At 72.8% G+C, this 23,138-nt stretch carries 18 protein-coding genes and 2 pseudogenes; 6 read left to right on the forward strand and 14 right to left on the reverse strand.

What is annotated here, in order from left to right; all coding sequences use genetic code 11:
• Positions 1-104: 104 nt before the first annotated feature.
• On the forward strand, positions 105-2,141 hold the full coding sequence (locus ACFYY7_RS02965; protein WP_388656223.1) for an ATP-binding protein: 2,037 nt from the start codon (positions 105-107) through the stop codon (positions 2,139-2,141).
• On the opposite strand, the gene ACFYY7_RS02970 is transcribed toward ACFYY7_RS02965, so the two are convergent.
• From ACFYY7_RS02970 to ACFYY7_RS02985, 4 genes are all read right to left on the reverse strand, one after another.
• Positions 2,134-2,868, reverse strand: coding sequence for a TetR/AcrR family transcriptional regulator (locus ACFYY7_RS02970; RefSeq protein ID WP_388656226.1), 735 nt, complete (start codon positions 2,866-2,868; stop codon positions 2,134-2,136). The genes ACFYY7_RS02965 and ACFYY7_RS02970 overlap by 8 nt on opposite strands.
• An 83-nt stretch (positions 2,869-2,951) precedes the next feature.
• On the reverse strand, positions 2,952-4,034 hold the full coding sequence (locus ACFYY7_RS02975) for a PDR/VanB family oxidoreductase (RefSeq protein ID WP_388656229.1): 1,083 nt from the start codon (positions 4,032-4,034) through the stop codon (positions 2,952-2,954).
• Positions 4,035-4,036: 2 nt separating this feature from the next.
• Positions 4,037-4,942, reverse strand: coding sequence for a metal-dependent hydrolase (locus ACFYY7_RS02980; RefSeq protein WP_388656232.1), 906 nt, complete (start codon positions 4,940-4,942; stop codon positions 4,037-4,039).
• Positions 4,943-5,052: 110 nt separating this feature from the next.
• Positions 5,053-6,978 (reverse strand): hypothetical protein, encoded by a 1,926-nt coding sequence (locus ACFYY7_RS02985; RefSeq protein WP_388656234.1) that lies wholly within the window; start codon positions 6,976-6,978, stop codon positions 5,053-5,055.
• A gap of 331 nt (positions 6,979-7,309) precedes the next feature.
• Between ACFYY7_RS02985 and ACFYY7_RS02990 the strand changes: the two genes are divergently transcribed.
• Positions 7,310-8,035, forward strand: a complete 726-nt coding sequence (locus ACFYY7_RS02990) for a BTAD domain-containing putative transcriptional regulator (protein ID WP_388656237.1) — start codon at positions 7,310-7,312, stop codon at positions 8,033-8,035.
• A gap of 101 nt (positions 8,036-8,136) precedes the next feature.
• On the opposite strand, the gene ACFYY7_RS02995 is transcribed toward ACFYY7_RS02990, so the two are convergent.
• The 3 genes from ACFYY7_RS02995 to ACFYY7_RS03005 form a co-directional block, all read right to left on the reverse strand.
• Entirely contained in the window at positions 8,137-9,267 is a 1,131-nt protein-coding gene (locus ACFYY7_RS02995) for a hypothetical protein (protein WP_388656240.1), read from the reverse strand.
• A 381-nt stretch (positions 9,268-9,648) separates the two neighbouring features.
• Positions 9,649-12,756 carry an alpha-N-acetylglucosaminidase TIM-barrel domain-containing protein gene (locus tag ACFYY7_RS03000; protein ID WP_388656243.1) on the reverse strand — a complete coding sequence of 1,036 codons (3,108 nt, stop codon included), beginning with the start codon at positions 12,754-12,756 and terminating at the stop codon, positions 9,649-9,651.
• A 176-nt stretch (positions 12,757-12,932) separates the two neighbouring features.
• The gene (locus ACFYY7_RS03005) at positions 12,933-13,478 is read right to left on the reverse strand and encodes a carboxymuconolactone decarboxylase family protein (RefSeq protein WP_388656246.1); all 546 of its coding nucleotides are present in this window, start codon (positions 13,476-13,478) and stop codon (positions 12,933-12,935) included.
• A gap of 81 nt (positions 13,479-13,559) precedes the next feature.
• Between ACFYY7_RS03005 and ACFYY7_RS03010 the strand changes: the two genes are divergently transcribed.
• A complete protein-coding gene (locus ACFYY7_RS03010; RefSeq protein ID WP_388656249.1) occupies positions 13,560-14,051 on the forward strand; it encodes a MarR family winged helix-turn-helix transcriptional regulator in 492 nt (163 codons plus the stop codon).
• A gap of 1 nt (position 14,052) precedes the next feature.
• Positions 14,053-14,256: pseudogene (locus tag ACFYY7_RS03015) on the forward strand (alpha-L-fucosidase); the annotation flags it as partial.
• A 52-nt stretch (positions 14,257-14,308) separates the two neighbouring features.
• Here the strand turns inward: ACFYY7_RS03015 and ACFYY7_RS03020 are convergent.
• Together ACFYY7_RS03020 and ACFYY7_RS03025 are read right to left on the reverse strand one after the other, a co-directional pair.
• Positions 14,309-14,956: a LuxR C-terminal-related transcriptional regulator gene (locus tag ACFYY7_RS03020; protein WP_388656251.1), complete on the reverse strand. Its 648-nt coding sequence runs from the start codon at positions 14,954-14,956 to the stop codon at positions 14,309-14,311.
• On the reverse strand, positions 14,941-16,209 hold the full coding sequence (locus ACFYY7_RS03025; protein WP_388656254.1) for a sensor histidine kinase: 1,269 nt from the start codon (positions 16,207-16,209) through the stop codon (positions 14,941-14,943). The genes ACFYY7_RS03020 and ACFYY7_RS03025 overlap by 16 nt, the downstream gene beginning before the upstream one ends.
• 271 nt (positions 16,210-16,480) lie before the next feature.
• Between ACFYY7_RS03025 and ACFYY7_RS03030 the strand changes: the two genes are divergently transcribed.
• Positions 16,481-16,729, forward strand: a complete 249-nt coding sequence (locus ACFYY7_RS03030) for a hypothetical protein (protein ID WP_388656257.1) — start codon at positions 16,481-16,483, stop codon at positions 16,727-16,729.
• Positions 16,702-16,992: pseudogene (locus tag ACFYY7_RS03035) on the forward strand (MMPL family transporter); the annotation flags it as partial. The gene ACFYY7_RS03030 and the pseudogene ACFYY7_RS03035, both read left to right, overlap by 28 nt.
• Positions 16,993-17,081: 89 nt before the next feature.
• Here ACFYY7_RS03035 and ACFYY7_RS03040 read toward each other — a convergent pair.
• The 5 genes from ACFYY7_RS03040 to ACFYY7_RS03060 form a co-directional block, all read right to left on the reverse strand.
• On the reverse strand, positions 17,082-17,702 hold the full coding sequence (locus ACFYY7_RS03040; protein ID WP_388656260.1) for a winged helix-turn-helix domain-containing protein: 621 nt from the start codon (positions 17,700-17,702) through the stop codon (positions 17,082-17,084).
• Positions 17,703-18,044: 342 nt separating this feature from the next.
• A complete protein-coding gene (locus ACFYY7_RS03045) occupies positions 18,045-18,956 on the reverse strand; it encodes a DUF6891 domain-containing protein (protein WP_388656263.1) in 912 nt (303 codons plus the stop codon).
• A gap of 160 nt (positions 18,957-19,116) precedes the next feature.
• On the reverse strand, positions 19,117-20,160 hold the full coding sequence (gene glnII / locus ACFYY7_RS03050; protein ID WP_388656266.1) for a glutamine synthetase: 1,044 nt from the start codon (positions 20,158-20,160) through the stop codon (positions 19,117-19,119).
• Between the two features lie 131 nt (positions 20,161-20,291).
• Complete coding sequence (locus tag ACFYY7_RS03055) at positions 20,292-21,443, reverse strand: hypothetical protein (protein ID WP_388656269.1); 1,152 nt, start codon at positions 21,441-21,443, stop codon at positions 20,292-20,294.
• Positions 21,440-22,936, reverse strand: a complete 1,497-nt coding sequence (locus ACFYY7_RS03060) for a hypothetical protein (RefSeq protein ID WP_388656272.1) — start codon at positions 22,934-22,936, stop codon at positions 21,440-21,442. The genes ACFYY7_RS03055 and ACFYY7_RS03060 overlap by 4 nt, the downstream gene beginning before the upstream one ends.
• Between the last annotated feature and the right edge of the window lie 202 nt (positions 22,937-23,138).

Genomic DNA, 23,138 nt, shown 5'->3' on the forward strand with positions numbered 1-23,138 from the left:
CCGGTCCCGGCCCCTCTCCGGACGGCACAGGCACCCCGCATGCCTGTGCCGTCCGGAGCCAGGGTCCGGGACCGGCCGGTCCACCTGTTTCAGCGACGGTGACCATGGCGAGCAACATCCCCGAGGAGACCACGAGCTTTGTCGGACGGAAAGCGGAACTTGCCCGGCTCGAACACACCCTCGCCACGCACCGGCTGACCACACTCATCGGCAGCGGTGGCGTCGGCAAGACCCGCCTCGCGGTCCGCGCCGCCCGGCAGGCGGCGGCCGGACACCGCGACGGCGCGTGGTGGGCGGACCTCTCACCGCTGCACGACGACGGACTGCTCATCGCGACCGTCTCCGACGCCGTGGGGCTCTCCGACCACACCCTGCGCACGCCCATCGACGCGCTGTGCGAATGGCTCGTCGACAAGGAGATGCTGCTGGTCCTCGACAGTTGCGAGCACCTGCGCCCCGCCTGCGCGCACCTGCTCGGCGAGATCCTCACGACATCCCCCGGCCTCACCGTGCTCGCCACCAGCCGGCAGCCCCTGAACATCAAGGGCGAACAGGCCGTCGAGGTCGACCCGCTGCCCGTCGAGGGCGCGGCCGACGCGCTGACGCTGTTCCGGGACCGTGCGGCCGCGGCGGCCCCGGGCCTCGCCCTCGACGAGCCGGGGAACGCGGAGGCCGCCGCCGAGATCTGCCGCCGCCTCGAAGGCATTCCGCTCGCCGTCGAACTCGCGGCCGGGGCCCTCGGCCGGGACACCGTCGAGCAGGTCGCCGCACGGATCAGGAGCCGCTTCGACGTACCCGCCGACGCCTCGCTCTGGCCACCGCGCCACCGCACCCTGCGCACCGCCATCGGCTGGAGCCACGAGCTGTGCACCCCGCTGGAAAGGCTGCTCTGGGCCCGGCTGACCGTCCTGCGCGGCGAGTTCGACGAGGCCGCGGCCCGCGAGGTCTGCGCCGGGGGGCCGCTCACCCCGGACGGTGTGACCAGGGCGCTGAACGGCCTGGTCGCCAAGTCCGTCGTCGGCCGGGACGGCGTACGGCACCGCATGCTCGACACCATCCGCGAGTACGGACGGATGTGGCTCGCCGAACTCGGTGAGGAACGGGCCGCCGCCGACCGGCACGCCGCCTGCTTCCTCGGCCTGGCCCGCAACGCCCACGCCGGCTGGACCGGCGACGACCAGATCAGCTGGTACCACCGCATCGCCGAGGCGCACGCCGACCTCTGCGCCGCCCTGGACCACCTGCTGGCCCACGACACCGCGGCCGCCCAGGAGATGGCCGGACGGATCGGCTTCTTCTGGTGCTGCTGCGGCCACCTCCCGCAGACCCGCGAATACGCCCGCCGCGCCCTGGCCGCCGGACCGTCCGAGGGCCCCCACCGCACCCGCGCCCTGTGGGTGCTGGGCATCACCGTCATGCTCCAGGGCGACTACCCGGCCGCCCGCCGCCTGGGCCGCGAGTGCACCAGGGAAGCGGCGCGCGACGGCACCGACGAGGGCATCCTCGCCGCCGCCTATCTGTGCGGCCTCACCGATCTGATGACCGGCCGCCCCGAGGCGGGCCTGCGCGAGGTCGACCGGGTCCTGCGCTCGACCGGCACCGCCACCCCGCTGGAGAAGGCCTACCGGCTGCGGTGCCGGCTCATCACGGTCTTCGCCCTGACCGGGCTCGGCCGGCTGGACGAGGCGGCGGAGGCGGCCGCGGTCCTGCGCGCGGTCTGCGAGGCCCAGGACGAGTGCTGGACCCGCAGCTACGTCGACTACCAGCTCGCCCTGATCGCCCTGCTGCAGGGCGATGCCCACGCGTCCGCCGCCCACGCCCGCTCGATGCTCGCGGGCAAGCACCGCATGCGCGACCGCTTCGGCATCGCACTGGGCCTGGACGTCCTGGCCGCGGCGATCGCCGCCCAGGGCGCGGGCGCCCGCGCCGCCCAGGTGTACGGCACGGGACAGGTGTACTGGCGCATGGTCGGCCAACCGCAACGCGGCACCCCGGAACTGGAACCGCTGCGCGAGGCATGCGAACGCCAGGCCCGCGAGGCCGTCGGCGACGTCGCCTACCAGCGGGCCTTCGAACGGGGCCGGGCGGACAACGCGGAGGTCGGCCTGGCCGCCGCACTCCAGGGCGAACTGCTCATGTAGGGGGCGAGAGCAGCCGCTGCGCGGGGACAGCGGGTACGGCCGGGGCCAGGGCGGAGAGCCGGTCCAGCAGCTCTCCGAACGGCCCGTCCGCCGGCTCCTGGCCGAGCACCCGCAGCACGATGCCCGCCGTCTCCGTGCTGTACGCGGCGCTCACCGCGGCCAGCGCGGCGAAGTCGTGCACCAGCTGCAACTCCAGCTCCTCGCGCGGAATCCGCCGCCCGTCCAGCCAGATCAGCGCCGTCGACTCGGCCAGCGACACCCAGGAACGCACGACCAGCTCCAGCCGTGCCGGGGGATCCTCGACCCCCAGATGGGACAGGATCTGCTCGCAGGCGGCCTGCCGCACCCCGTCTATCATCGCGTTCGCCGTCGAGGACCCGGCCGCGGGCCCGCCCCGCATCAGCGCCGAGAACCCCGGACCGTGCTCCTCGACGAAGTCGAAGAACCGCCCCATCACCCGCAGCAGCCGGGCCCCGAGCGGCCCTTCGCGGGGCTCCACGAACCGGGCCGCCAGCTCGTCGGCGGCCCGCCGCAGCGCGGCCTCGTACAGGCTCTGCTTCCCCGGGAAGTAGTGGTAGACCAGTGGCCGCGAGATCCCTGCGGCGGCCGCGATCTCATCGATCGACACCTCGTCCGGGGCGCGGTGACTGAACAACTCCAGCGCGACACCGATCAATTGTTGTCTGCGCTCCTCGACGCCCATCCTGCGCCGCACCCCGGTCGTCATGGTGGACAGCGTACCGAGTGGGGCGGCGGGGGAGAGGAGGCGGGCGGCCCGGCACCTCTCCCCACCCCGATCGCCGCAAGGCCCTAGAGGTCCAGCACCAGCCGCTCGCCCCGGCACCGGGACACGCAGATCAGCATCGAGTCGTCCCGCTCCGAGTCCGTCAGGAGTTCGTCGCGGTGGTCGATCTCGCCCTCCAGGACACGCTGTTGGCACGTACCGCAGAAGCCCTGCTCGCAGGAGTACGAAACGTGGCTCAGCTCCTCGCGCACCGCCGCCAGCACCGACTGGTCCGCCGCCACCTGGACCGTACGGCCGGAGCGGCGCAGCTCGACCTCGAAGGGGCCCGAGCCGGCCGACGACGCGGCCGCCGCCGTGAAGCGTTCCAGATGCAGGGTGCGGTTGGGCGGGAGCGCGGCGGCGACCGCGTCCATCAGGGGTTCGGGGCCGCAGCAGTAGACGGCGGTGCCCTCCACCGTGTCCGCCAGGGCCGCCGCGGCGTCCGGGTGGCCCGCCTCGTCCTCGGCGACGACGGTCACCCGGCCGCCCTCCGCGCCCAGCTTCTCGATCTCGTCCAGGAACGGCATCGAGGCGCGGGTCCGTCCGCCGTACAGCAGCCGCCAGTCGGCGCCCGAGGCGGCGACGGACCGCAGCATCGGCAGGATCGGGGTGATGCCGATGCCGCCCGCGACGAACAGGTACGCGGGTGCGTCGGTGAGCGGGAAGCGGTTGCGCGGGTCGCGGATCTCCACCTCCTCGCCCTCGTGGAGCTGCGCGTGGACCTCGCGGGAGCCACCGCGGCCGTCCTCGACCAGCCGCGTCGCGATGGTGTAGGTGCTGAGGTCGGCCGGGTCCCCGCACAGCGAGTACTGGCGGACCAGGCCGGAGGGCAGGAGCAGGTCGAGGTGCGCGCCGGGCTGCCACGGCGGCAGGGCGGACCCTTCGAGACGGAGCTGGACGACGCCCTCGGCCGGGGTGGTCCGCTCGGTGATCAGCAGCCGGCGGGTGGCCGTGGTGCGCCGCTCGGAATGGCCCGAGATCGGTTCCTCCAGGGCAGGCAGCGGCCACAGCGGGGAGTTCTGGATCCGGCGGCGCAGGGCGCGCTTGGCCAGCAGTGCGGCGCCCGCAACCAGGACGACGGTGCGCAGGCGGGGCAGGGGGAGCGGCATGTTCAGCTGGTTCCCGTCATACGGGCCTCGGCGGCGGTCGCCGCGGGCGAGTGGGCGAGATAGTCGATGGCCTGGGCCGTGCTGCCCTCCTGTGAGGGGTGGTAGTCCCGGCTCAGATAGCGGGGCACCGAACGCAGCAGATCACCGGTGGCGGGCAGGGTGCCGCGCTTGCCGCTGGTGTAGAACTCCTTGAGCGAGCCCTTGCCGTTGAGCAGGCTCGGGTCGTTCTCCATGAAGAAGCGGATGCCGCGCTGCCAGAGGAAGACCAGCGCGCTGAACGCCGTGGCCCAGGTGCGCGCCCGGCGCGGGTAGCCGCCGTCGACATGCATGAACACCTCGAACGCGACCGAGCGGTGCTCGACCTCCTCCGCGCCGTGCCAGCGCAGCAGGTCCAGCATCATCGGATCGGCGCCACGCCGGTCCAGCTCGTCGGCGTTCAGCACCCAGTCGCCGAGGAAGGCGGTGTAGTGCTCGATCGCCGCGATCAGCGCCACCCGCTCCATCAGCCACCACTTGCGCGCCCGCCCCGGCGGCAGCGTCCGGTCGCCGAGCAGCTTCTCGAAGAACCAGTCGACCTGCGCGGTGTACGGCGTCGGGTCGAGCCCCAGCTCCTTCAGGCGGGGCAGGACGTCGTCGTGCGCCTGGGAGTGCACGGCCTCCTGGCCGATGAAGCCGATGACGTCCTGGCGCAGCTGTTCGTCGTGGATGTACGGCAGCACCTGCCGGTACACGTGGATGAACCAGCGTTCCCCGGCGGGCAGCAGGAGGTGGAGCACATTGATGGTGTGCGTGGTGAACGGGTCGCCCGGCACCCAGTGCAGGGGGGTCTTCTCCCAGGCGAAGGAGACCTTGCGCGCCTTGAGAGGCGTCCGCTCCGAGGCGACCGGCGCCGGCTGCGTGTTAGACATATTGTCAATGTACTGAGAGGTAGGCCGTCGGAACAGAGGCGTGCGACGAATTCCTGACGCTCCGGAATTCCTGACGCCCAGGAATTCCTGACGCCGAGGAGGGCGGGGCGTCAGCGCAGCGCGCCCACTCGACTCCCGTCCGCCAGCGTCCCGTTCAGCCGCGCCCGGTCGCCCGCCCTGGCCGGCACGGCGAGCAGGCGGCTGTCGGAGCGCGCCTCCACCCCGCCCGACGCGGTCAGCGAGGCGAACTGCTCACTGCCCGCCGCCAGTACGTACCAGCGGCCGCCCTGCGACTTCCACAGCACCCCGGCCAGCACCCGGGGGGCGCGCATCCCGCAGGCCGGGGAGTCCTCGGCCCTGGCCGCGACCGCCCCGGGCGGCCCGCCCGTCGCGACGGCCGGCGCCGACGGGGCCTGGAACTGGGCGAGGACCCGGCTGCCGGTACCCCGCCAGGTCTCCGCCCTGGTGCAGAGCCAGCGCGCGGAACCGCCCCCCTCGGGCAGCAACTGCTCGGCGTACTGCCAGGAGTTCACCGACCGCACCCCGCGCGAACGCACCACGGGCAGCAGGCAGGCGGTCCGCGCCCAGCTGTCCCGCTCCGCCCACCCGGCGACATCGTGCGGCGCGGACGGCGGGCCCGAGGTGAGCCGGGCCGGAACCAGTTCGCCGAGGTCCGCCATCAGCCGGGCCGCCGGGCCGTCGCGGACCTCGATCGCCTCCCAGACACGGCAGTCGCGGGCCGTCGCCGGGCTGTTCAGCGCGGCGGTCACCCCGTCGGCGCGGCGGGGCAGCGGCCGCCGTCCGGCGTCCGGCGCCAGCAGGTCCCGCACCGACACCGAACTCACCCAGGGCGCGGTGAGATAGCGGATCCGGTCGCCGCCCCGCGCCACGATCAGCGCGGCGGCCGTCGCCCGGTCCGCACCGTCGACCCGGGCGAAGTCGAGCGCGGCGCCCCCGCCCCGGCCGCCGTCCCGGGGCTCCGCGTACCGCACGATGCGCAGCCCGTCGTGGAACAGAACCACCGTCACCCGGTCCACCTCGCCCGCGTACAGCAGTTGCGGCGCCCCCATCGGAGGCCCGACGGGGGTGCCCGGGGTCGCCGACGAACGCACCGCACCGTCCGGACGCGCCCAGACCCTCAGCGCGCGGCGCAGCAGCCGGGTGTCCCCGGTACGGCTGCCGCGGGTGGGCCAGGAAGTGAAGTCGGTACGCGGCGAACGCTGCCAGAACGTCGCGGAAACCCGGCTCAACCTGCCCGGATCCAGGGCCTGTTCGGCGGCGGTTTCCCGGCCGTCCCGGGGCCCGGACACGGCGCCGCGCCCCCAGCCGTGACCCGGCAGCCCCAGCAGCGCCCCGCACACCAGCAGCGCGGCGACCGCCGTCAGCGCCGCCATCGCGTGCCGGCGGCGGCGCAGCAGATCCGGCGGCCGGGCCTGGAGCGAACAGGGGTCGAACTCGGGGGAGCCGAGGAGCGCGTGCGGCACCGGGACGCCCGCCGCCTGGGCGAGCGCCGCGTACGGGTCGGCGACCCCGGCGTCCGCGAGCACCCGCCGGGCCTCCGCGTCGGTCAACCCCTCCAGGCCACGCAGGGCGTGGGCGGCGCGGCCCGGACCGGAGAGCGCCGACAGGGCGTTCTCCAGGGCGAGCCCGTCCGATCCGCCGGAGTGCGGGAACAGTCGCAGCCCCCATACGAGCGGCAGGAGCGAAGGCAGCCGGGCGCGGCGGCCCGCCGCCAGGGCCGCCCGCAGCACCCGCCGACGGGCGAGCGCGTACGGCGGATCCACCACCGCCGCACCGCCGGGCCCGCGCGGCACCGGGTCGCCGCCCCCGGCCCCGGCCCCCGCCCGCCGCCCGGACAGCAGACACCTCTGGGCCAGCGCGTGCGCCTTCAACACCCGGCGATGGCTGCCGAGCGACGGCGGCAGCACGAGATAGCCGAGCCGGACCAGCCGCGGATAGTGCTCGACGAGCGCGGCCCCGGCCTGCTCCCCGTCGGTCGGGGCGGCTGCGGAAGGTACTTCTGGCAGTGGACGCACGTTCAGCAGAACGAGCGAATCGTGCGATGGTCACCCCGGCCCGTCCGCGCGGGGCACGGCGACCGCGCCCACCGTCCGTCGGCCGGAACCGTGCGTCTTACCCGTGCAAGCGCGGCCGGAGGGCACCTCCGCGGCCCCGATTCAAGACAATTCGACATCTCTCGGCGGGTAGAGCAGCATGGCTAAGCGGGAGGTGTACAGATCGCTGGCCCCCAGCAAAGACGGCGCGGCCAGTCGACGGGCGCCGGGTAGACCGACTCCTACGCGATCACAAGCCATGAGCTCATATGATCTCGTTTTCTCGCCGCCGCCTACCAGGCCCAGGCCGTTCGTGAGCATCTCTCTTCTCGGCGGTTTCGACATCGTCGTCGGCGATGAACCAGTGACCGTCCCAGTCGGCTCGAAGCGACTACTGGCGTTCATCGCGCTACAATACCGGGCTGCTGTTCCCCGAACTCTGGTCGCCGGGAGTCTCTGGCCCGAAGCGACCGAGCAGGGCGCGAACACGAATCTGCGGTCGGCACTGTCACGTCTCCAGGACCTCGGGAAGCAGGCGCTGAACATCTGCCCCGCCGAGGTGCGTCTCGCGCGGGAGGTCGAAGTCGACCTGTTCCGGGCTCGGTCGTTGGCCCAGCGCATCATCGATTCCCATGTCCCGGCCGAGGAGCCCGACCTCAATGCGGCGGCTGTCGACCAGCTGTCCGCAGATCTGCTGCCCGGCTGGTACGACGAGTGGATGCTGCCGGAGGCGGAGCAATGGCGGCAGCTTCGGCTCCATGCCCTTGAGGCACTGACGGAAGCCTTCATCGACACGAAGGAGTTCGCCTGGGCCGTGACGGCCGCCCATGCGGCTGTCCAGGCGGACCCGCTGCGGGAGAGCAGTCAGGCTTCGCTGATCCGCGCCCACCTGGCGGAGGACAACCGGTCCGAGGCGCTGTACGACTTCGAACGCTACGAGCAGCAGCTCAGCGACGAGCTGGGACTCCGCCCCACACCGCGGCTGCGCCGGCTGGTGTCCGAACTGCAGCGGTCGCGCCCCGGTGGCGGATCCCCGTAGCTGCCCCGTAGCACGGAGTTGGCGAACCCGCCACTGTCGTCCAGTGGCGGGTTCGCGTTACCGAGTTCGGTCGGTTTGGCGTGGTCAGCACGCGACAGAGGTCACGTCTGTGCGCCTTGCTGCAGGACGTCGCCGCCGCCTTGTCCGGTCTGTGCGCCTTGCTGCAGGACGTCGCCGCCGCCTTGTCCGGTCTGTGCGCCTTGCTGGAGGACGTTGCCGCCGCCTTGTCCGGTCTGTGCGCCTTGCTGGAGGACGTTGCCGCCGCCTTGTCCGGTCTGTGCGCCTTGCTGGAGGACGTTGCCGGTGCCGGGGCCGGTCTGTGCGCCCTGTTGCAGGACGTTGCCGGTGCCGGGGCCGGTCTGTGCGCCCTGTTGCAGGACGTTGCCGGTGCCGGGGCCGGTCTGTGCGCCCTGCTGGAGGACGTTGCCGGTGCCGGGGCCGGTCTGTGCGCCCTGTTGCAGGACGTTGCCGGTGCCGGGGCCGGTCTGTGCGCCCTGCTGCAGGACATTGCCGGTGCCTCGCCCGGTCTGTGCGCCCTGCTGGAGGACGTTGCCGGTGCCGGGGCCGGTCTGTGCGCCCTGCTGGAGGACGTTGCCGGTGCCGGGGCCGGTCTGTGCGCCCTGCTGCAGGACATTGCCGGTGCCTCGCCCGGTCTGTGCGCCCTGCTGGAGCACGTTGCCGGTGCCACCGGTCTGTGCACCCTGTTGCAGGACGTTGCCGGTGCCTCGTCCGGTCTGTGCGCCCTGCTGGAGGACGTTGCCGGTGCCGGGGCCGGTCTGTGCGCCCTGCTGGAGGACGTTGCCGGTGCCTCGTCCGGTCTGTGCGCCCTGCTGGAGGACGTTGCCGGTGCCGGGGCCGGTCTGCGCACCCTGCTGGAGCACGTTGCCAGTGCCTCGTCCGGTCTGCGCGCCCTGTTGCAGGACGTTGCCGGTGCCTTGTCCGGTCTGTGCCCCCTGCTGGAGCACGTTGCCGCTGCCTCGTCCGGTCTGCGCGCCCTGTTGCAGGACGTTGCCGGTGCCACCGGTCTGTGCGCCCTGCTGGAGGACGTTGCCGGTGGCTGTGTCGAAGCAGGTCGGGGGTTGGGACTGAGTGCAGACGATTACGGACGGGACGGCCTGGGGCGCCGCTGTAGCACTTGTCGCGCCGACTGCGCCGACCCCGCCGGCCATCGCCGCGACCAAGCTCGACACGCCGATCAGGCGGGGAATTCCTTGGCGAATGCTTCTCATCATGGTGGATTCCTTGCGTGTGGAAGCGGGTTTGAGCTTGCCTGCACCAGCCATCGTCAGGTGCGGGGCATCACCGCGGCGTGACGTCGGCGTGACCGGGCTCAGCTGACGGCAGTCGGCGGATGCTCTCCGAAGGCGTCTGCTGGCGCCCCGGCCATGGCCAGGACTTGCCCCGTGGACGGCCGTGTTCCCCGGGTGCCTGGCCGGCTGCGTACGGTAACAAGCCGCACGGGGGTGTACTCGTAGCCCGACGCGCCGCGCCGCTCAGGTGCGCCCGGACGGCGCCGGTGCGGCGCGGCAGTCGGTTGTCCTCGGCGCGGTTGCCGGGCGAATCGTGCGACGGTCACCCCGGCCCGTCCGCGCACGGCTCAACGGGCTGCCGCCTCACCGCAGTTGCCACCCGCTGAACCCGACCGTGCCGCGCAGCCCGCTCCCGCCGTTCGTCGCGGTCATGAAGATCCCCACGTCCTGGACCGCCGCCGTCCCCGGCGCGGCGACCGTGCCCACCGTCCGCCAGCTCGCCCCGCCGTCGGTGGAACAGGAGCCCGTGCATCCGTCCCCGGTCCGGGTCAGCCGGAGCATCACCGGGGCCTTGATCCCGGTGATCCGCCGGTACGTGTCCAGGGTGCCGTCGCCGTTCGTGTCGTACGAGAGGACCACACCGTTGGACGGCGTCACCGCCAGATTCAGGAACCCCGCGGAGCCCGGCGCCGCGAGGCTGTTGCGCACCACGAGCCCCGAACGCGCCCAGCCCCCGGTGTTCTCCTGCGCGTCGACCCGGACGACCACCTCCGCTCCGTCGGACCACGTCCCCTCCCGGTACGCGGTGCCGAACTGGCTGGTGCCCTTCCACAGGTCCTGGCCCGCCCCGTTGATCGCGAACCGCCCGTCCAGCTCCCCGAAGACCGCCGCGTTCGACGTGTACGTGCGCCAGCCCGGCTCCAGCGGCGCCGCCAGGTACACCGCGCCGCGCCGCAGATCGGTCACCCGGTCCTCGCCGCGCGGCCCGTACGCGGTGCCAAGCTCGTACGGCATCGGCACCAGTGGCGCGGTCAGCGGCTCGGACGGGGCGGTGACCCGCCAGTCCACCGAACCGGAGCCGCCCGCCGCGACCCCGTCGAGGGAGGTGCCGCCCGTCGCGGTGGCGTCCAGGCCGGTGAGCGCGAAGTCGACCCGGCCGGTGGACCGCAGGCCGTTCAGATTGCGGAAGGCGGCCGTCACCGTGCCGGTGCTGCCCGGGGCGAACGTCACCGGATCGGCCGAGACCGTGACGGTGCCCTGGTACGGGGCGGTGGACAGGGTCTCGAAGACCCGCCGCGCCGTGCGGTGGGAATCGCCCGTCGCCCGTACCGGATGGACGTCGGTCCGCCGGGTCCACTCCTCCTCGCCCGGGTACCAGTCGAACGCCTTCGCCGCCCGGCCCTCCGTGAGCGCGTCGGTCAGCTCGTCCAAGTACGCCTGCCACTGCGGGAGATGGACTTCGCCCATCAGCCCGTGCCAGTCCCGGTTGGCGTAGTTGCTGAGGTTGTCGGCGGCCGTCCGGTCCGCCCAGGTGGTGATCAGGGTGCGGGCCGTCCACTCCAGCCGCACCGCCTCCGCCGGGCTCGTCGCCAGCCGTTTGGCGTCCTCCAGCCACGGCCCCAGCAGGAAGGCCCGGTGGCAGCCCGACACCGTGTCCGTCAGCCGCATCAGCTTCAGCCAGAGCGCGGCGAGCACCCGGAACCGGGCCACGTCCTTGTCGGCCTGGGCGGCCCGCAGCTGCGGCAACAGGGTCCGGGAGCGGTCGGCGAGCGCCTGCCGGGCCAGATCGGTGAGGTCGTAGCGGTAGGTGTCCGAGTCGCGCAGCGACGGGCGTACGTCGAGGAGCGCCGCGAACGCCCGGTCGAAACCGGCCGGTTCGAAGGCGGTGCTGACGGAGGCGGTGATGCTCGGCCGGCGGGAGAAGAGCGAGTCGACGGGGCGGCCGTCGGTGCTCGTCAGCCGGTACGCCGTGGCGGCCAGCGCGGCGAACGCCGCCTCCGCCGAACGGTCGCGGCCGCCGTAGCGGAACCTCGGGTACGCCCGGAACCACGCCTCCCGGTCCACCTTCTCGCTGCGCCAGGCCAGCTCGCTGAACAGCTCGAACGCCGCCGGATCGCGCTCGGCCGCCTCCGGCATGTACGCCGTGCCGGTCAGCGCGCTGCCCGGCTTGTCGCGCCAGGCCGTGAACTTCTCCGTCCAGCGGTCGGTGTTGGCGCCGATCGTCGTACGGCCGCCGAAGTTCGGGATGGTGCCGAAGGCGTACGGGGCTCCGCCCCAGTCCTTCTCCCGGTCGGTGACGGTGTCGAGATCGGAGAGGCCGTCGACGATCAGCAGCCGGCCGGTGTCGATCGCTTCCAGCATCGCGGGCCGGGGATTGGCCTGCCAGCCGAGGATCACCCAGGTCGCGCCGGGGTGCGCGTTCCGCAGGGCCGACTCGACGGCGCGGGCGGCGTCCGGCACCGGGACGTCACCGGCGCTGCCGCCCTCGTGCAGCAGATCCATCTTGAAGTGGCCGGCCGGGCCGAACAGTTGCTCCTGGTGCCGGTAGAAGGCGGCGGCCACCTCGGCGAAGACGGGGGTGCGGGGATCGAGCCAGTCGGGCCGGCGCAGCCCGTTCCAGGTGCCCTGCGGGACGGTGCGGGCCCCCGGATTGCGGTCCGCGAAGCCGTCCGGGACGGTACCGAAGTAGCCGGGGAACACCGGCGCCATGCCCAGTTCCCGCATCCGGTCGGCGATGAGCCGGCCCAGCTCGGCGCGGCGGGCGATCAGTTCGGGGCCGAGCGGGCCGCCGTATCCGCTCATGTTCTGGAGCAGCCACCACGGCTGGTGGGACGGCGCGGGCAGCCAGGTGCGGGCCTCGGTGTCGCTGTAGCCGAAGTCCTGGAGCAGCCGGTGGTAGACGGCCTCCTGACCGGCGGTGACCAGGACCTCGTTGCAGCCGTGCAGGGCCAGGACGTCGAGCATCCGCTCCCAGCGCGGCCAGTCGGCGTACGGGGCGGTGTAGCCGTCGTGGGTGTCATTGAGGGCGAACCGGTGGGGGACGGTCGCGGAGCGCTCGACGGGGGTACGGGGAGCGGGCAGCCGGCGGGGCAGTGCGGTACGGCTGCCGGACCACGAGATCACGGCGTCGCAGGTGTACTTGAGGTACCAGTGCGCCCCCGTCAGCGCGGTGGCCGCGGTGGTGGCGGCGATCTCGATCCGCCCGGTGGTGCCGGTGACCCGGAAGCGGTCGGGGGCGCCTTCGCTCCTGGGAAGGGCGCTGAGCCGGAACTGCCCGGCGTGGTCCGGCAGCAGACGGCCGAGCGCCTCGTGCGCGGGCGCGAGGTCGCGGGCCGGAGCGGCCGGAGAAGCGGTGGCGTGCGCGGGGGCGGCGGCCCCGAACGCGGCGGCGGCGCCGATGGCTCCGGCGGTGCCCAGCACAGTACGTCTGGTCGGCCGGGAGGAGCTGAAGGGCAGGGAGGTCTCCGTCATGATCCGCACTCCTCGGTGTTGTTCATGGTGGTGCATGCGACAACAAGTGCGTGCGGTGCGCACGTTAATGACGGGTGCGGGGGCGGGCAACGGGGCGTACGGCGATTTGTGCCGAACCAGCTGTTCGGCCGCATGACGGGGCGGCAGCCGGGCGCGCGGCGGCCGGACGGCGGCGGTCAGGCGAAGGCGGCGAGCTGGGGATCGACCGGCGCCCCGGTCATCCGGTTGGCCAGCGTCGACATCGTGTACGTACCGATGCCGAGGACGACCTCCAGCGCGTTGCGGGCGGTGTATCCGTGCGCCAGGAACGCCTGGAGCGTCGCGTCGTCCACGGCGCCGGCCGTCGCGATCACGGCGAGGGTGAACTCCCTTACCGCCTCCAGCCGTTCGTCCGGCAGCGCCCGCCGCTCGCGCAGGGCCGCGATCAACTCGGGGTCCGCGCCGAGTGCGGTGAGCTTCGCGGTGTGCATCGCCACGCAGACGTGGCAGTCGTTGCCGGTCGCCATCGTCATGATCAGGACCTCGCGGGAGAGCGGGTCGAGGGTGGTGGACTCGAAGACGGCGCTCGCCTTCAGGAAGCTGTCGAGCAGCTCCGGTGAGGTGGCGAGCCGGGCGACGGCGGAGGGCAGACAGCCCTGCTTCGCCGCCACCGCAGTCATGGTGCGGCGGGCGGCGGCCGGGGCGGATTCGAGGGTGTGGTCGGGGAACGCGGGCACGGGCATGGCTGATCTCTCCTGGTGGCCGCCGGGCTAAAATCGACAACGTGATTGACGAAAAAGTAAACCAGGTTGTCGAGTTTCGCAATGGCTGAGCGGCGGGCGGAGGCGTCCGGGCGGGACGCGGCGGGCTTCGAGCTGCCCATGCTGCTGTTCGCCGGATTCCGGTCGATCATCGACGAGTTGCACCGTGAGCTGGCCGAACAGGGGCACGCCGACGTCCGCCCCGCGTACGGCTACGCGCTCCAGGCCGTCGGCCGCGACGGGGCGACCGCCAGCGAGATCGGCCGCCGGCTCGGGGTCTCCAAGCAGGCCGCCGGCAAGACCGTGGAGAAGCTCGAAGGGCTCGGATACGTGGAGCGCGTCGACGACCCCCGCGACGGCCGCCGCAAGCTGGTCCGGCTGACCGCGCGGGGCGTGGATGTCCTGGTCAGGTCCGCCGAGGGCTTCGATCGGACGCGCGCCCGCTGGGTCGAGGTGCTCGGCGCGGACCGGGTGCGCGCGATGGAGGCGGACCTGCGCGCGATGGTGCCCGAGGGTGCGTTCCGGCTCGATGTGCCGGGCTGGTTCAACGACTGAGGGGCAGCGGGTGGAGAAGTCCGCCGTCGAGGCCCGCGTCGGCGGGAGCTGGCAGCGGATCGCCGAGGGCACGACCATCGGCCACCGGCGCATCCTGTCCCTGGCCACGCCCGTCACCGCCACCTCGGTACGGGTGAAGGTGCTGGAAGCCCGGGCGGCACCGCGCCTCGGGGCGACGACGCTGCACCTGAGCACCACGCCGTGACCCGGTGGCCGTGCGCCCCCCCCTGGCCGGGGGTCGCACGGCCGTCCGCTGTTCAGCCCCGGTCGAGATAGGCGAGCACCGCGAGGACGCGGCGGTTGTCGTCGTCGGACGGCGGCAGGGAGAGCTTCCCGAAGATGTTCGAGGTGTGCTTGGCCACCGCCCGCTCCGTGATCACCATCTGCGAGGCGATCGCCGCGTTCGAACGGCCCTGCGCCATCAGCTCCATGACCTCCAGCTCGCGCGGGGTGAGCATGCCCATCGGCTTGTCCTGCGAGCGCCGCGACAGCAACTGCGAGATCACCTGCGGGTCCATCGCGGTGCCGCCCGCCGCGACCCTGCGCACCGCGTCGACGAACTGCTCGGCGTCGAAGACCCGGTCCTTGAGCAGATAGCCGATGCCGCCGTTGCCGTCCGCCAGCAGCTCGCGCGCGTACAGCTGCTCCACGTGCTGGGAGAGCACCAGCACCGGCAGCCCCGGCCTGGCCCGCCGGGCCGCCAGCGCGCACTGCAGGCCCTCGTCCGTGTGCGACGGCGGCAGCCGGACATCGACGACCGCGACGTCCGGCTCCGACTCGGCGAAGGCGCGGGTCAGTTCGGGACCGCTCTCGACGGCTGCCGCGATCTCGAAGTCGTACGCCTCCAACAGGCGGACCAGGCCGTCGCGCAGCAGGAAGAGATCTTCGGCTAGGACAACTCGCAAGGGATCTCCATGGTCACCATGGTGGGACCGCCCGCGGGGCTGCTGACGGCCATGATGCCGTCGAATGTACCGAGCCGGCGTTCGATCCCGCTCAGTCCGGAGCCGCCGCCGACCGTCGCACCGCCCCGGCCGTTGTCGGTGACGGAGACCCGCAGCGTGGCGTTCTCGTGGTGGATGTCCACCCAGACGCGATCCGCCCCCGCGTGCTTGGCGGCATTCGTCAGCGTCTCGCTCACCGCGAAGTACGCCGCCGACTCGACCGCGGCGTCCATCCGGCCGCCCAGCGCCACGTCGACCTCCGACGCGAAGGGCATCCGCAGCGCCAACGCCCGGACCGCGTCCCCGAGTCCGCGCTCGGCCAGGACCGGCGGGTGGATGCCCCGGACCAGGTCGCGCAGCTCGGTGAGCGCCTCGGCCGACGACTCCCGGGCCATGGCCAGGAGCTTTTTTGCTTGCGCCGGGTCCTTCTCGATCAGCGCCTCCACGGCGCCCAGACTCATGCCCATCGCGACCAGCCGGGCCTGCGCGCCGTCGTGCAGATCGCGCTCGATGCGCCGCAGTTCCAAGGCCGCGGTGTCCACGGCCTCGTGCCGGGTCTCGGTCAGCCGGTCGATGCGCCGGGCCAGGTCCTCCTCCTGGGTGGGGGCCAGCATCGCGCGGGCGATCACGAAGTGCAGGCGCAGCAGCCGCTCGCTGACCAGCACCCCGGTCGCGAACAGCGCCGCACCGAGCGCCGCGGCGGCCAGGCCCGTCGCCTGACTGCTGACCGGGACGAAGCCGTACCAGTAGCGGTCGTCGGTGAAGACCCGCCACAGCCCGGCCGCCAGCACGACACCCTCCACCGGGTAGATGAGCAGCCCGGCGGCCAGCGTCGCCACGACATAGCCGGCCGTCATGTCGACCAGCAGCCACCGGATGTCACGCCAGGTCGCCGGGTCCTTCAGCATCAGCGTGGTCCGCTCCACCCGTCCGGTGAACCCGGTACGCAGATCCTTCGGGAAGGGGCGGTACGGGACCGGTATGCGGATGTCGTACCAGGTGGCCGCGAGCAGCCGGCGCCGGTTGGCGTGCTCGCGGACCAGATCCAGCACGTAGGGGGTGGTGAACAGGCCGACGCCCAGCACGATGAAGACGATCGAGACCACGGCCAGGACGAAGAGCGTGATCGAAGTGACCAGGCTCGCGACCGACAGCACGAGTCCGCGCCCGGAGGCCAGCATCGCGGCCCTCATCCGTCCCTGCATCACGTTCATCCCGGCCCGTCTCCCCTCGTCGGGCCCTCCTGCCGGACCCGCTCCGCAGACAGTCTCATCCGGTGGCGCCCCCGGGCGTCAGCCGTTTCGCCACCCGGGCGGGGTGTACCCAGCACCACCCCGCCGACCTCGCCCTACGGCTCCGGGGGAGGGGGCTTCGGCGGCTGGGGCGGGCGGCTCCGCGTTCCTAGATTCATCGGCATCCGACGGCGGCTCCGCGTCCGGCGCCGCCGCACTCCGGCCACAACTGACTTCTGGGGGCGAACACGCCATGAGGCGCAACCTCGCGGCACGCATCGGTGTGTGGAGCGCGCACCACCGCAAGACCGCCATTCTCGGCTGGCTGCTCTTCGTCGTGCTCGCCACGGGCATCGGCGGGGCGTCCGGGATGGTGGAGATGTCCGACTCGGAGAATGGCGCGGGTGATTCGGCACGCGCCGAGCAGATCCTCGACGACGCCGGTCTCGGGCAGCCCGCGGGCGAGCTGGTCATGGTGTCCGCCGCACGGCCGGCGCGGTGACCGGTGCCGCCGCGATCATGGTCGCGGTCTTCGCGGTCTTCGGGACGCTGTCCATGCAGGACATGCAGCAGATGGGCGTCGGCCTCGCCGTCGCGGTGCTGCTGGACGCCACGGTCGTACGGATGGTCCTGCTGCCCTCCGCGATGGCGCTGCTGGGCGAGCGGAACTGGCGCACCCCGCGCGCCCTGACCCGCCTGCCGAGCCTGGAACACGAGGAGCCGGAGCGGGAGCGGGAGCCGGCGGGGAACGGGCGGCGCAGCTGACCCGGCGGGGAACGGGAGGCCCGGCACATTGAACGGCCCTGGTCCGGTACGTACACCGGACCGGGGCCGTTCCTCATGCCTTCGACGCGTCAGGGCGTGTACTTGTACCCGACGCGCCGCACCGTCTGGATCGAACGGCGGTGCTCGGCGCCCAGCTTGCGGCGCAGCCGGGCGATGTGGACATCGACGGTGCGCCCGTCGCCCACGTGCCCGTAGCCCCAGACCGTGGTCACCAACTGGTCGCGGGTGTGCACCCGGTGCGGGTGCGCGACCAGGTGGGCGAGCAGCTCGAACTCCAGGTAGGTGAGGTCGAGCGTGATCCCGTCCACCGCGGCGGTGCGCTGTACGGGGTCGATGAGCACCGGACCCGCGGCCGCGTCCGGTACCGGTGACGGCACCACCAACTGGGCGGCCGCGGCGGTGGCCGCGGCTACGGCGGGCTGCTGGTCGGCCGGTACGAGCACCAGGTAGCCGACCATCGGTGGCCGGCCCGGCAGCGCCGGAACGGTGTGCTGGGGCGCGGGCAGCCAGGTGGCACCCGGCGGCAGGAACTCGGCCACATCGGCCAGCTGGACGACCTCGTCGGGGTCGACGGCACGCAGCCGGTGGCGGTTGGGGGAGAGGGGGCGGGCGGAGGTGGTGGCCGCAGCGGTCGCCGAGGGCGCTGAGGTGGCAGCGGCCGAGGCGGAGAAGGTACGGGTGTTCGCCATGAGGGTCAGCTCTTTCGCGCGAAGGAGTCGTCGGTGGACGGACTTGCTTGCGCGCGGGCCGAAGGCCGGGGTGGGCGGCTTTAGAGGGCCTGCGCGTTCAACGCGCGACAACACACCCGGTCGAAGTCATGGTGCTGACGGGAAGGCCAGAACGGTTCGAGGTCGCTGCGACCTGTCGAGGTGTGCTGGAAGCTGGCCATGCCCCCATTGAACCAGAGAACCGGACGCCGCAGCAGACCTCTCCCACCCGTCGATACGGACCCTTTGCGTTACGTTCCTCACCCCGAACAGCCGCAACGAAACGGGCGCCACCCGCATCGCCCCTGCCCCCCCGCACCCCTCTCAACCCACCAGCCGCTTGCGCCAGTCCAGGCCGGTCAGCTCGATCGCCTTGTCCGGCGAACCGTCCCACTCCACCGTCAGCCCCGCTGCGCCGAGCGCCTGGACGACCTCCCGGCCCACGGCGGCGGTCGCGTCCTCTGCCCGGCCGAACCCGCCGTAGTACAGCGCGAGACCGTGCCCGGACGCCGCACTCTCGGTGCCCTGCGCGTGGAAGAAGACGAAGCCGCGCGCATCCTCACGCCCCGCGCCCCGGATCTCGGCCAGACCGCACGACCGGCAACAGGTGAAATGCTCCATCGCCGTGATCCCGCCCCAATCCAGCCGGGCGAACGCCTGCGTCAGCCGGTCCGCGTCGGTCACGTCCGGCCACTGCCGCTGCTCCTCGACCCGCTCCAGCCACAGCCGCTCCACCAGCTGCCGCGCCTGAGCGTGGGTCACCGGACGCACACCGTCCTTCACGAGGTGGTCCTCGGCCGTACGGGAGAGATCCTGGACCGTCCCGTACCCGCAGCGGAGCAGCTCCCGTATCCGCTTCTCCAGCTGCTGCCGGATCTCCGCCGGAAGCTCCGGCACCGGCTCGTCCTGAGGCACGTCGGCGCGCTCCCACTCCACACCCGCGTCCCACTCCGGCTCCTGGCGCGCCCAGCGGGTCATCAGCTCGGCGACCCGCTCCGGCGCGTCGACCATCGTCCGGCAATGCGTGGCGGCACCACCGGAGCGGCTCTCCAGCTGGTAGCCCTCGCCGTGGTCGAACCAGACCTGCACGAAGGTCCCGGGGAGGTCGGGCACGCGCTGCACGACCAGGAAACGGTCGCCCTTCATGCCGATCCGGTGCACCAGGTCGCTCAGCGCCCGGTCCGAAATCCTGGTGTGCGTCTCGGAGTTCTCGGTCTCCACCTTGATGTCGAGCATGCGCCAACCCTGGCACATGCCACCGACAACGGACCGGGCGCGGGGGAGCGGGGCGCGGTCACTGCTTCTGCCGCGTAGGGCGGTCGTCCGGTGTGCAGCGGCGAAGGGGACGCCCACCCGGCCGGGTGGGCGCCCCCTTCGCGCGGACGGCGGATCCGGATCAGACCTGGTCGGCCTTCTCCAGCGCGGTGCAGCAGGTGTCGACGATCAGCCGCGTGACGACGTACGGGTCGACGTTGGCGTTCGGGCGGCGGTCCTCGATGTAGCCCTTGCGGTCCTGCTCGACCTGCCACGGGATGCGGACCGAGGCACCGCGGTCGGAGACGCCGTAGCTGTACTCGTTCCACGGGGCGGTCTCGTGCAGACCGGTCAGCCGGTCGTCGATGCCCGCGCCGTAGTTCTTGACGTGGTCCATCGGCTTGGAGCCCTCGCCCAGCGACTCGCACGCGGTGATGATCGCGGCATAGCCCTCAGATCCCTCGCGCATCGCCTTGGTGGAGAAGTTGGTGTGCGCGCCCGCGCCGTTCCAGTCGCCCTTGACCGGCTTCGGGTCGAGGGTCGCGGAGACGTTGAAGTCCTCGGCGGTGCGGTACAGCAGCCAGCGGGCGACCCACAGCTGGTCGGAGACCTCCAGCGGGGACAGCGGGCCGACCTGGAACTCCCACTGGCCGGGCATGACCTCGGCGTTGATGCCGGAGATGCCGAGCCCCGCCTTCAGGCAGTTGTCGAGGTGCTTCTCGACGATCTCGCGGCCGAAGATCTCGTCGGCGCCGACACCGCAGTAGTAGCCGCCCTGCGCGGCCGGGAAGCCGCCCTCGGGGAAGCCCAGCGGCCGGTGGCCGTCGAAGAAGGTGTACTCCTGCTCGATGCCGAAGATCGGCAGCTGGCCCTCGAACCGCTCGGCCACCGGGCGCAGCGCGGCACGGGTGTTGGACGCGTGCGGCGTCATGTCGATGTCGAAGACCTCGCACAGCACCAGGATGTCGTCGCCGCCGCGGATCGGGTCCGGGCAGGAGAAGACCGGCTTCAGCACCCGGTCGGAGGCGTGGCCCTCGGCCTGGCTGGTGCTCGAACCGTCGAAGCCCCAGATCGGCAGCTCCGCCACGTCCTGCGAGGGGGCCCCGGCCATGATCTTCGTCTTGGAGCGGAGCTTGGCGGTCGGCTCGGTGCCGTCGATCCAGATGTACTCAGCCTTGAAGGTCACGGAAGCCATCCTTTGCGGGTGCTGCGGTGCTGCGGTCCGGTCTGTGCAGCGCAGCTTCGCAAGACGCGATTTCCCGTCCGTTGCCCGGATGTGAACCCCGTGTTACCGAGGTTTCGCGCGTGCGGCCGGTCTCAGGCGCGGGCCCTGAGCAGCGACTCGAAGCCGGCCGCGCGGATCCGCCGCACCACTTCCTCCTCGGTGGTCCCCAGCGCCTTCGCCGCCCCCGCGAGCCGCCAGTCCGCGTCGGCGAGCCGGTGCAGCAGATGACCGCGCCTGATCTGGGCCTCGGACAGCCGGAACGTCTTCAGGTACGCGACCTGCCCCTTGTGATCGGTGATCGTCTCACCGATGTGCTGCCCCGCCCCGCCGGGCCGGAACGGCGGCAGGAACCGCCACAGCGTGAACGAACCCATCCGGTACACCCGGTCGAAGGCATACGAACTGTCCAGCAGCTCACCCGCGAACAGGGTGTCGTGCGCCTCGGCCCACTCGCGCTCCTGGGCCCGCGCCGCCGCCCGCAGACCGGCGAGCGTACGCAGCTGCGGACCGTCGGGTATCCGCGCCGTGAACTCCGGCACGGGGGCGCCGTACAGCGCGTACTGGTGGATCAGCTCGCCGTACAGGTCCTCGACCAGCGACGGGTGCAGCAGCCGGTAGTCGTCCGGGTGCGGTACGACGAACGCGGCGGCGAGCGCGTCGGCCGCGTACACCATCACCCCGCACTGGCCGGGATGGATCTCGAAGACCCGCAGCGCCGCGCCGAGCCCGCGCACCGACCACCCCATGTACGCGTCCTCGGCGCGCGGCGAGAGCCCGTCGCGCAGCGCCTGCCGCGACCACTCCTCCCAGGCGATGGCAGGGCCGCCGAAGTGCAGCGAGAGATAGCCCTCCAGCGCGAGGTGCAGCGGCAGGAAGCGCAGCCGGTCGCCCGGCCGGCGCTTCGCCATCCGGTGGTGGCGGTGGCGCTGCAGCCGCGCGGTCCGGGGCGCCTGACGGCCCCCGGCCGGAGAACCCGCGGCGCCCGGCGCGGCGCCGAGCTGCGTACCGTACGCGGCGGACTGCTCGCCCTCGCCGGACCAGTCGGCGACGAAGCCGTGCGGGATGACCGAGGCGTAGTGCGTGCGCGGACCGATGTCCACGGTGCCGTTCCCGTAGTCCGTGTAGAGCTCCTCGTGCAGCCGCAGCCCCTCGACGGGCCGCTCGCGCACCAGCGGCACCAGCCGGATGCCGCCCCACACCTGGGCGGGGCGGGTGGTGAGCCCGGTCAGTTCCAGCCTGTTCACGATGTCGCTCCCGCCCCGTCGTCGCCCACGAACCGTGCCACCCGCCGGTCCAGGTAGGCGTACAGCGCCGCCGCTCCCGTACGCCCCTCGGCGAACCCCGCGAGCTCCACCAGCGCCGGCAGGTCCTCCGCGTCCCGGACCCCTGCGGTGGGCACGCTCGACGACAGGCGCCGCACGTCGAAGGCGTCCGCGTCGTATACGGGGTTCACATGGACCACCGCGGTACGCCGGTCCGGATCGAGCCCGGTCCGCCAGACCCGGAGCACCTCGCCCGCGAGTCCGGGCGGTGCGTTGTCCCAGCCGTCCGAGACGATCACCAGCCGGTCCGGGCCGAGCTCCAGCGCGTCCAGCACGCGGAAGCCGAGCGGGGTCGGCCCCCAGGGCCTGACCAGCAGCGGATCGGTACGGCCCGAGGTCCACAGCGGGGTGTACGCGCCCGGCCCGGCCAGCGCCTCCAGCAGGAAGTGGCAGGCCAGCGCCACGGCGAGCGGGCGGCGCCGCTTCTCGCCCGACCCGGACGACGAGTAGCTGTCGTCCAGTACGGCGGCGACGCGGCCCCAGCTCCCGGCGTGCGGGCCCGCCGCGCGACGGGCCGCCGTGCGCAGCGCACGGGTCAGCTCCGCGCGGTGCGCGCTGCGCGCCTCGAAGCCGAGCGACAGGACGTACAGGGCGAGCCGGGTCAGCGGCATGACGGTCAGGTCCACGTCCGCGGGCAGCGGGGCGTCGCCGCCGGTGCGCTGGGACAGGGTCCGCAGCCGCTCCAGCCGGGTCATCCGCGGCACCATCCGCTCCAGGAACACCTCGCGCTTCACCCCGCGCCGGGCGGCGAGGCCCTCGGCGACGGTGAACGGCAGCTCCTCGACGGCCCCCTGCGCGTAGTGGGCGCGCCGCCAGGCGTCGAGCAACCGGTGCCGGTAGCCCGGCCGGTGCCGGGGCCGGAACAGGAAGTCCCCGATCTCACCGGACCCGATCTCACCGGACCCGTCCGGACCGGCGGATCCCTCGAACCCGAGGTGGGCGTGGCGGGCGGCGGTCTTCAGCCCGGAGCGGTACTTCACCGCGTCGTGCGCCGGGTCGGGCCGGGCGGCCAGCCAGTCCCGCATGATCGCGCGGGTGCGCCGGTTGTTCACCTTGGCCGCGCGCAGCTCCCGGAACAGCCGGTACACCCGCTGCGGCGGCAGCTTCGCCAGCCGGGCGGCGATCAGCCGGCCCTCGGTGCGCTTCTCCTCGGCGCTCGCGTCGGCCGCGTGCTCCAGCAGGCCGCGGACGATGCGCGCGGCGTTGTGGTCGTTGATGTCGAGGGCGAGCGAGGCGGCGTAAACCCGGCGGTAGTTGACCCGTACGTACTCATGGAGGAAGTCCAGCGAGAGCTGCTGCTGGTACGCGGTCGAGCGGAACTCGCGCTGCCCGGTCGCGGTGATCGCCGCGTTGACGAAGAGGAGTACGTCCTCGGCCGCGACGAGGCCGGCGTCGGTCTCGGTGCTGGTGGTCATGGTTTCCCCCGTGGTGTCACGATCCGCCGCACGCGGGGGCGGAGCGCCGGCCGGGGAATGGGGGCGCGAACAGCGAAATTATTGCTTCATAGGCAAGTCCCGGAAGTCGCAGCCGGAGTCCCGCGGCCGGCGCCGCAAACGTATCCATGAAGCTCACCCTCCGCCAACTCAATACCGGATCGCTCCGGCGAAACCGGCAGAC

The organism is Streptomyces sp. NPDC001933, from assembly GCF_042890955.1.
In the GTDB taxonomy this organism is placed as follows: Bacteria; Actinomycetota; Actinomycetes; order Streptomycetales; family Streptomycetaceae; genus Streptomyces.

Bases quoted from the DNA above. Each gene is read 5' to 3' on its own strand.
- ACFYY7_RS02965 (WP_388656223.1), top strand. From the start codon at position 105: ATGGCGAGCAACATCCCCGAGGAGACCACGAGCTTTGTCGGACGGAAA.
- ACFYY7_RS02970 (WP_388656226.1), bottom strand. From the start codon at position 2,868: ATGACGACCGGGGTGCGGCGCAGGATGGGCGTCGAGGAGCGCAGACAA.
- ACFYY7_RS02975 (WP_388656229.1), bottom strand. From the start codon at position 4,034: ATGCCGCTCCCCCTGCCCCGCCTGCGCACCGTCGTCCTGGTTGCGGGC.
- ACFYY7_RS02980 (WP_388656232.1), bottom strand. From the start codon at position 4,942: ATGTCTAACACGCAGCCGGCGCCGGTCGCCTCGGAGCGGACGCCTCTC.
- ACFYY7_RS02995 (WP_388656240.1), bottom strand. From the start codon at position 9,267: ATGATGAGAAGCATTCGCCAAGGAATTCCCCGCCTGATCGGCGTGTCG.
- ACFYY7_RS03000 (WP_388656243.1), bottom strand. From the start codon at position 12,756: ATGACGGAGACCTCCCTGCCCTTCAGCTCCTCCCGGCCGACCAGACGT.
- ACFYY7_RS03005 (WP_388656246.1), bottom strand. From the start codon at position 13,478: ATGCCCGTGCCCGCGTTCCCCGACCACACCCTCGAATCCGCCCCGGCC.
- ACFYY7_RS03010 (WP_388656249.1), top strand. From the start codon at position 13,560: ATGGCTGAGCGGCGGGCGGAGGCGTCCGGGCGGGACGCGGCGGGCTTC.
- ACFYY7_RS03025 (WP_388656254.1), bottom strand. From the start codon at position 16,209: ATGAACGTGATGCAGGGACGGATGAGGGCCGCGATGCTGGCCTCCGGG.
- ACFYY7_RS03030 (WP_388656257.1), top strand. From the start codon at position 16,481: ATGAGGCGCAACCTCGCGGCACGCATCGGTGTGTGGAGCGCGCACCAC.
- ACFYY7_RS03040 (WP_388656260.1), bottom strand. From the start codon at position 17,702: ATGGCGAACACCCGTACCTTCTCCGCCTCGGCCGCTGCCACCTCAGCG.
- ACFYY7_RS03045 (WP_388656263.1), bottom strand. From the start codon at position 18,956: ATGCTCGACATCAAGGTGGAGACCGAGAACTCCGAGACGCACACCAGG.
- ACFYY7_RS03060 (WP_388656272.1), bottom strand. From the start codon at position 22,936: ATGACCACCAGCACCGAGACCGACGCCGGCCTCGTCGCGGCCGAGGAC.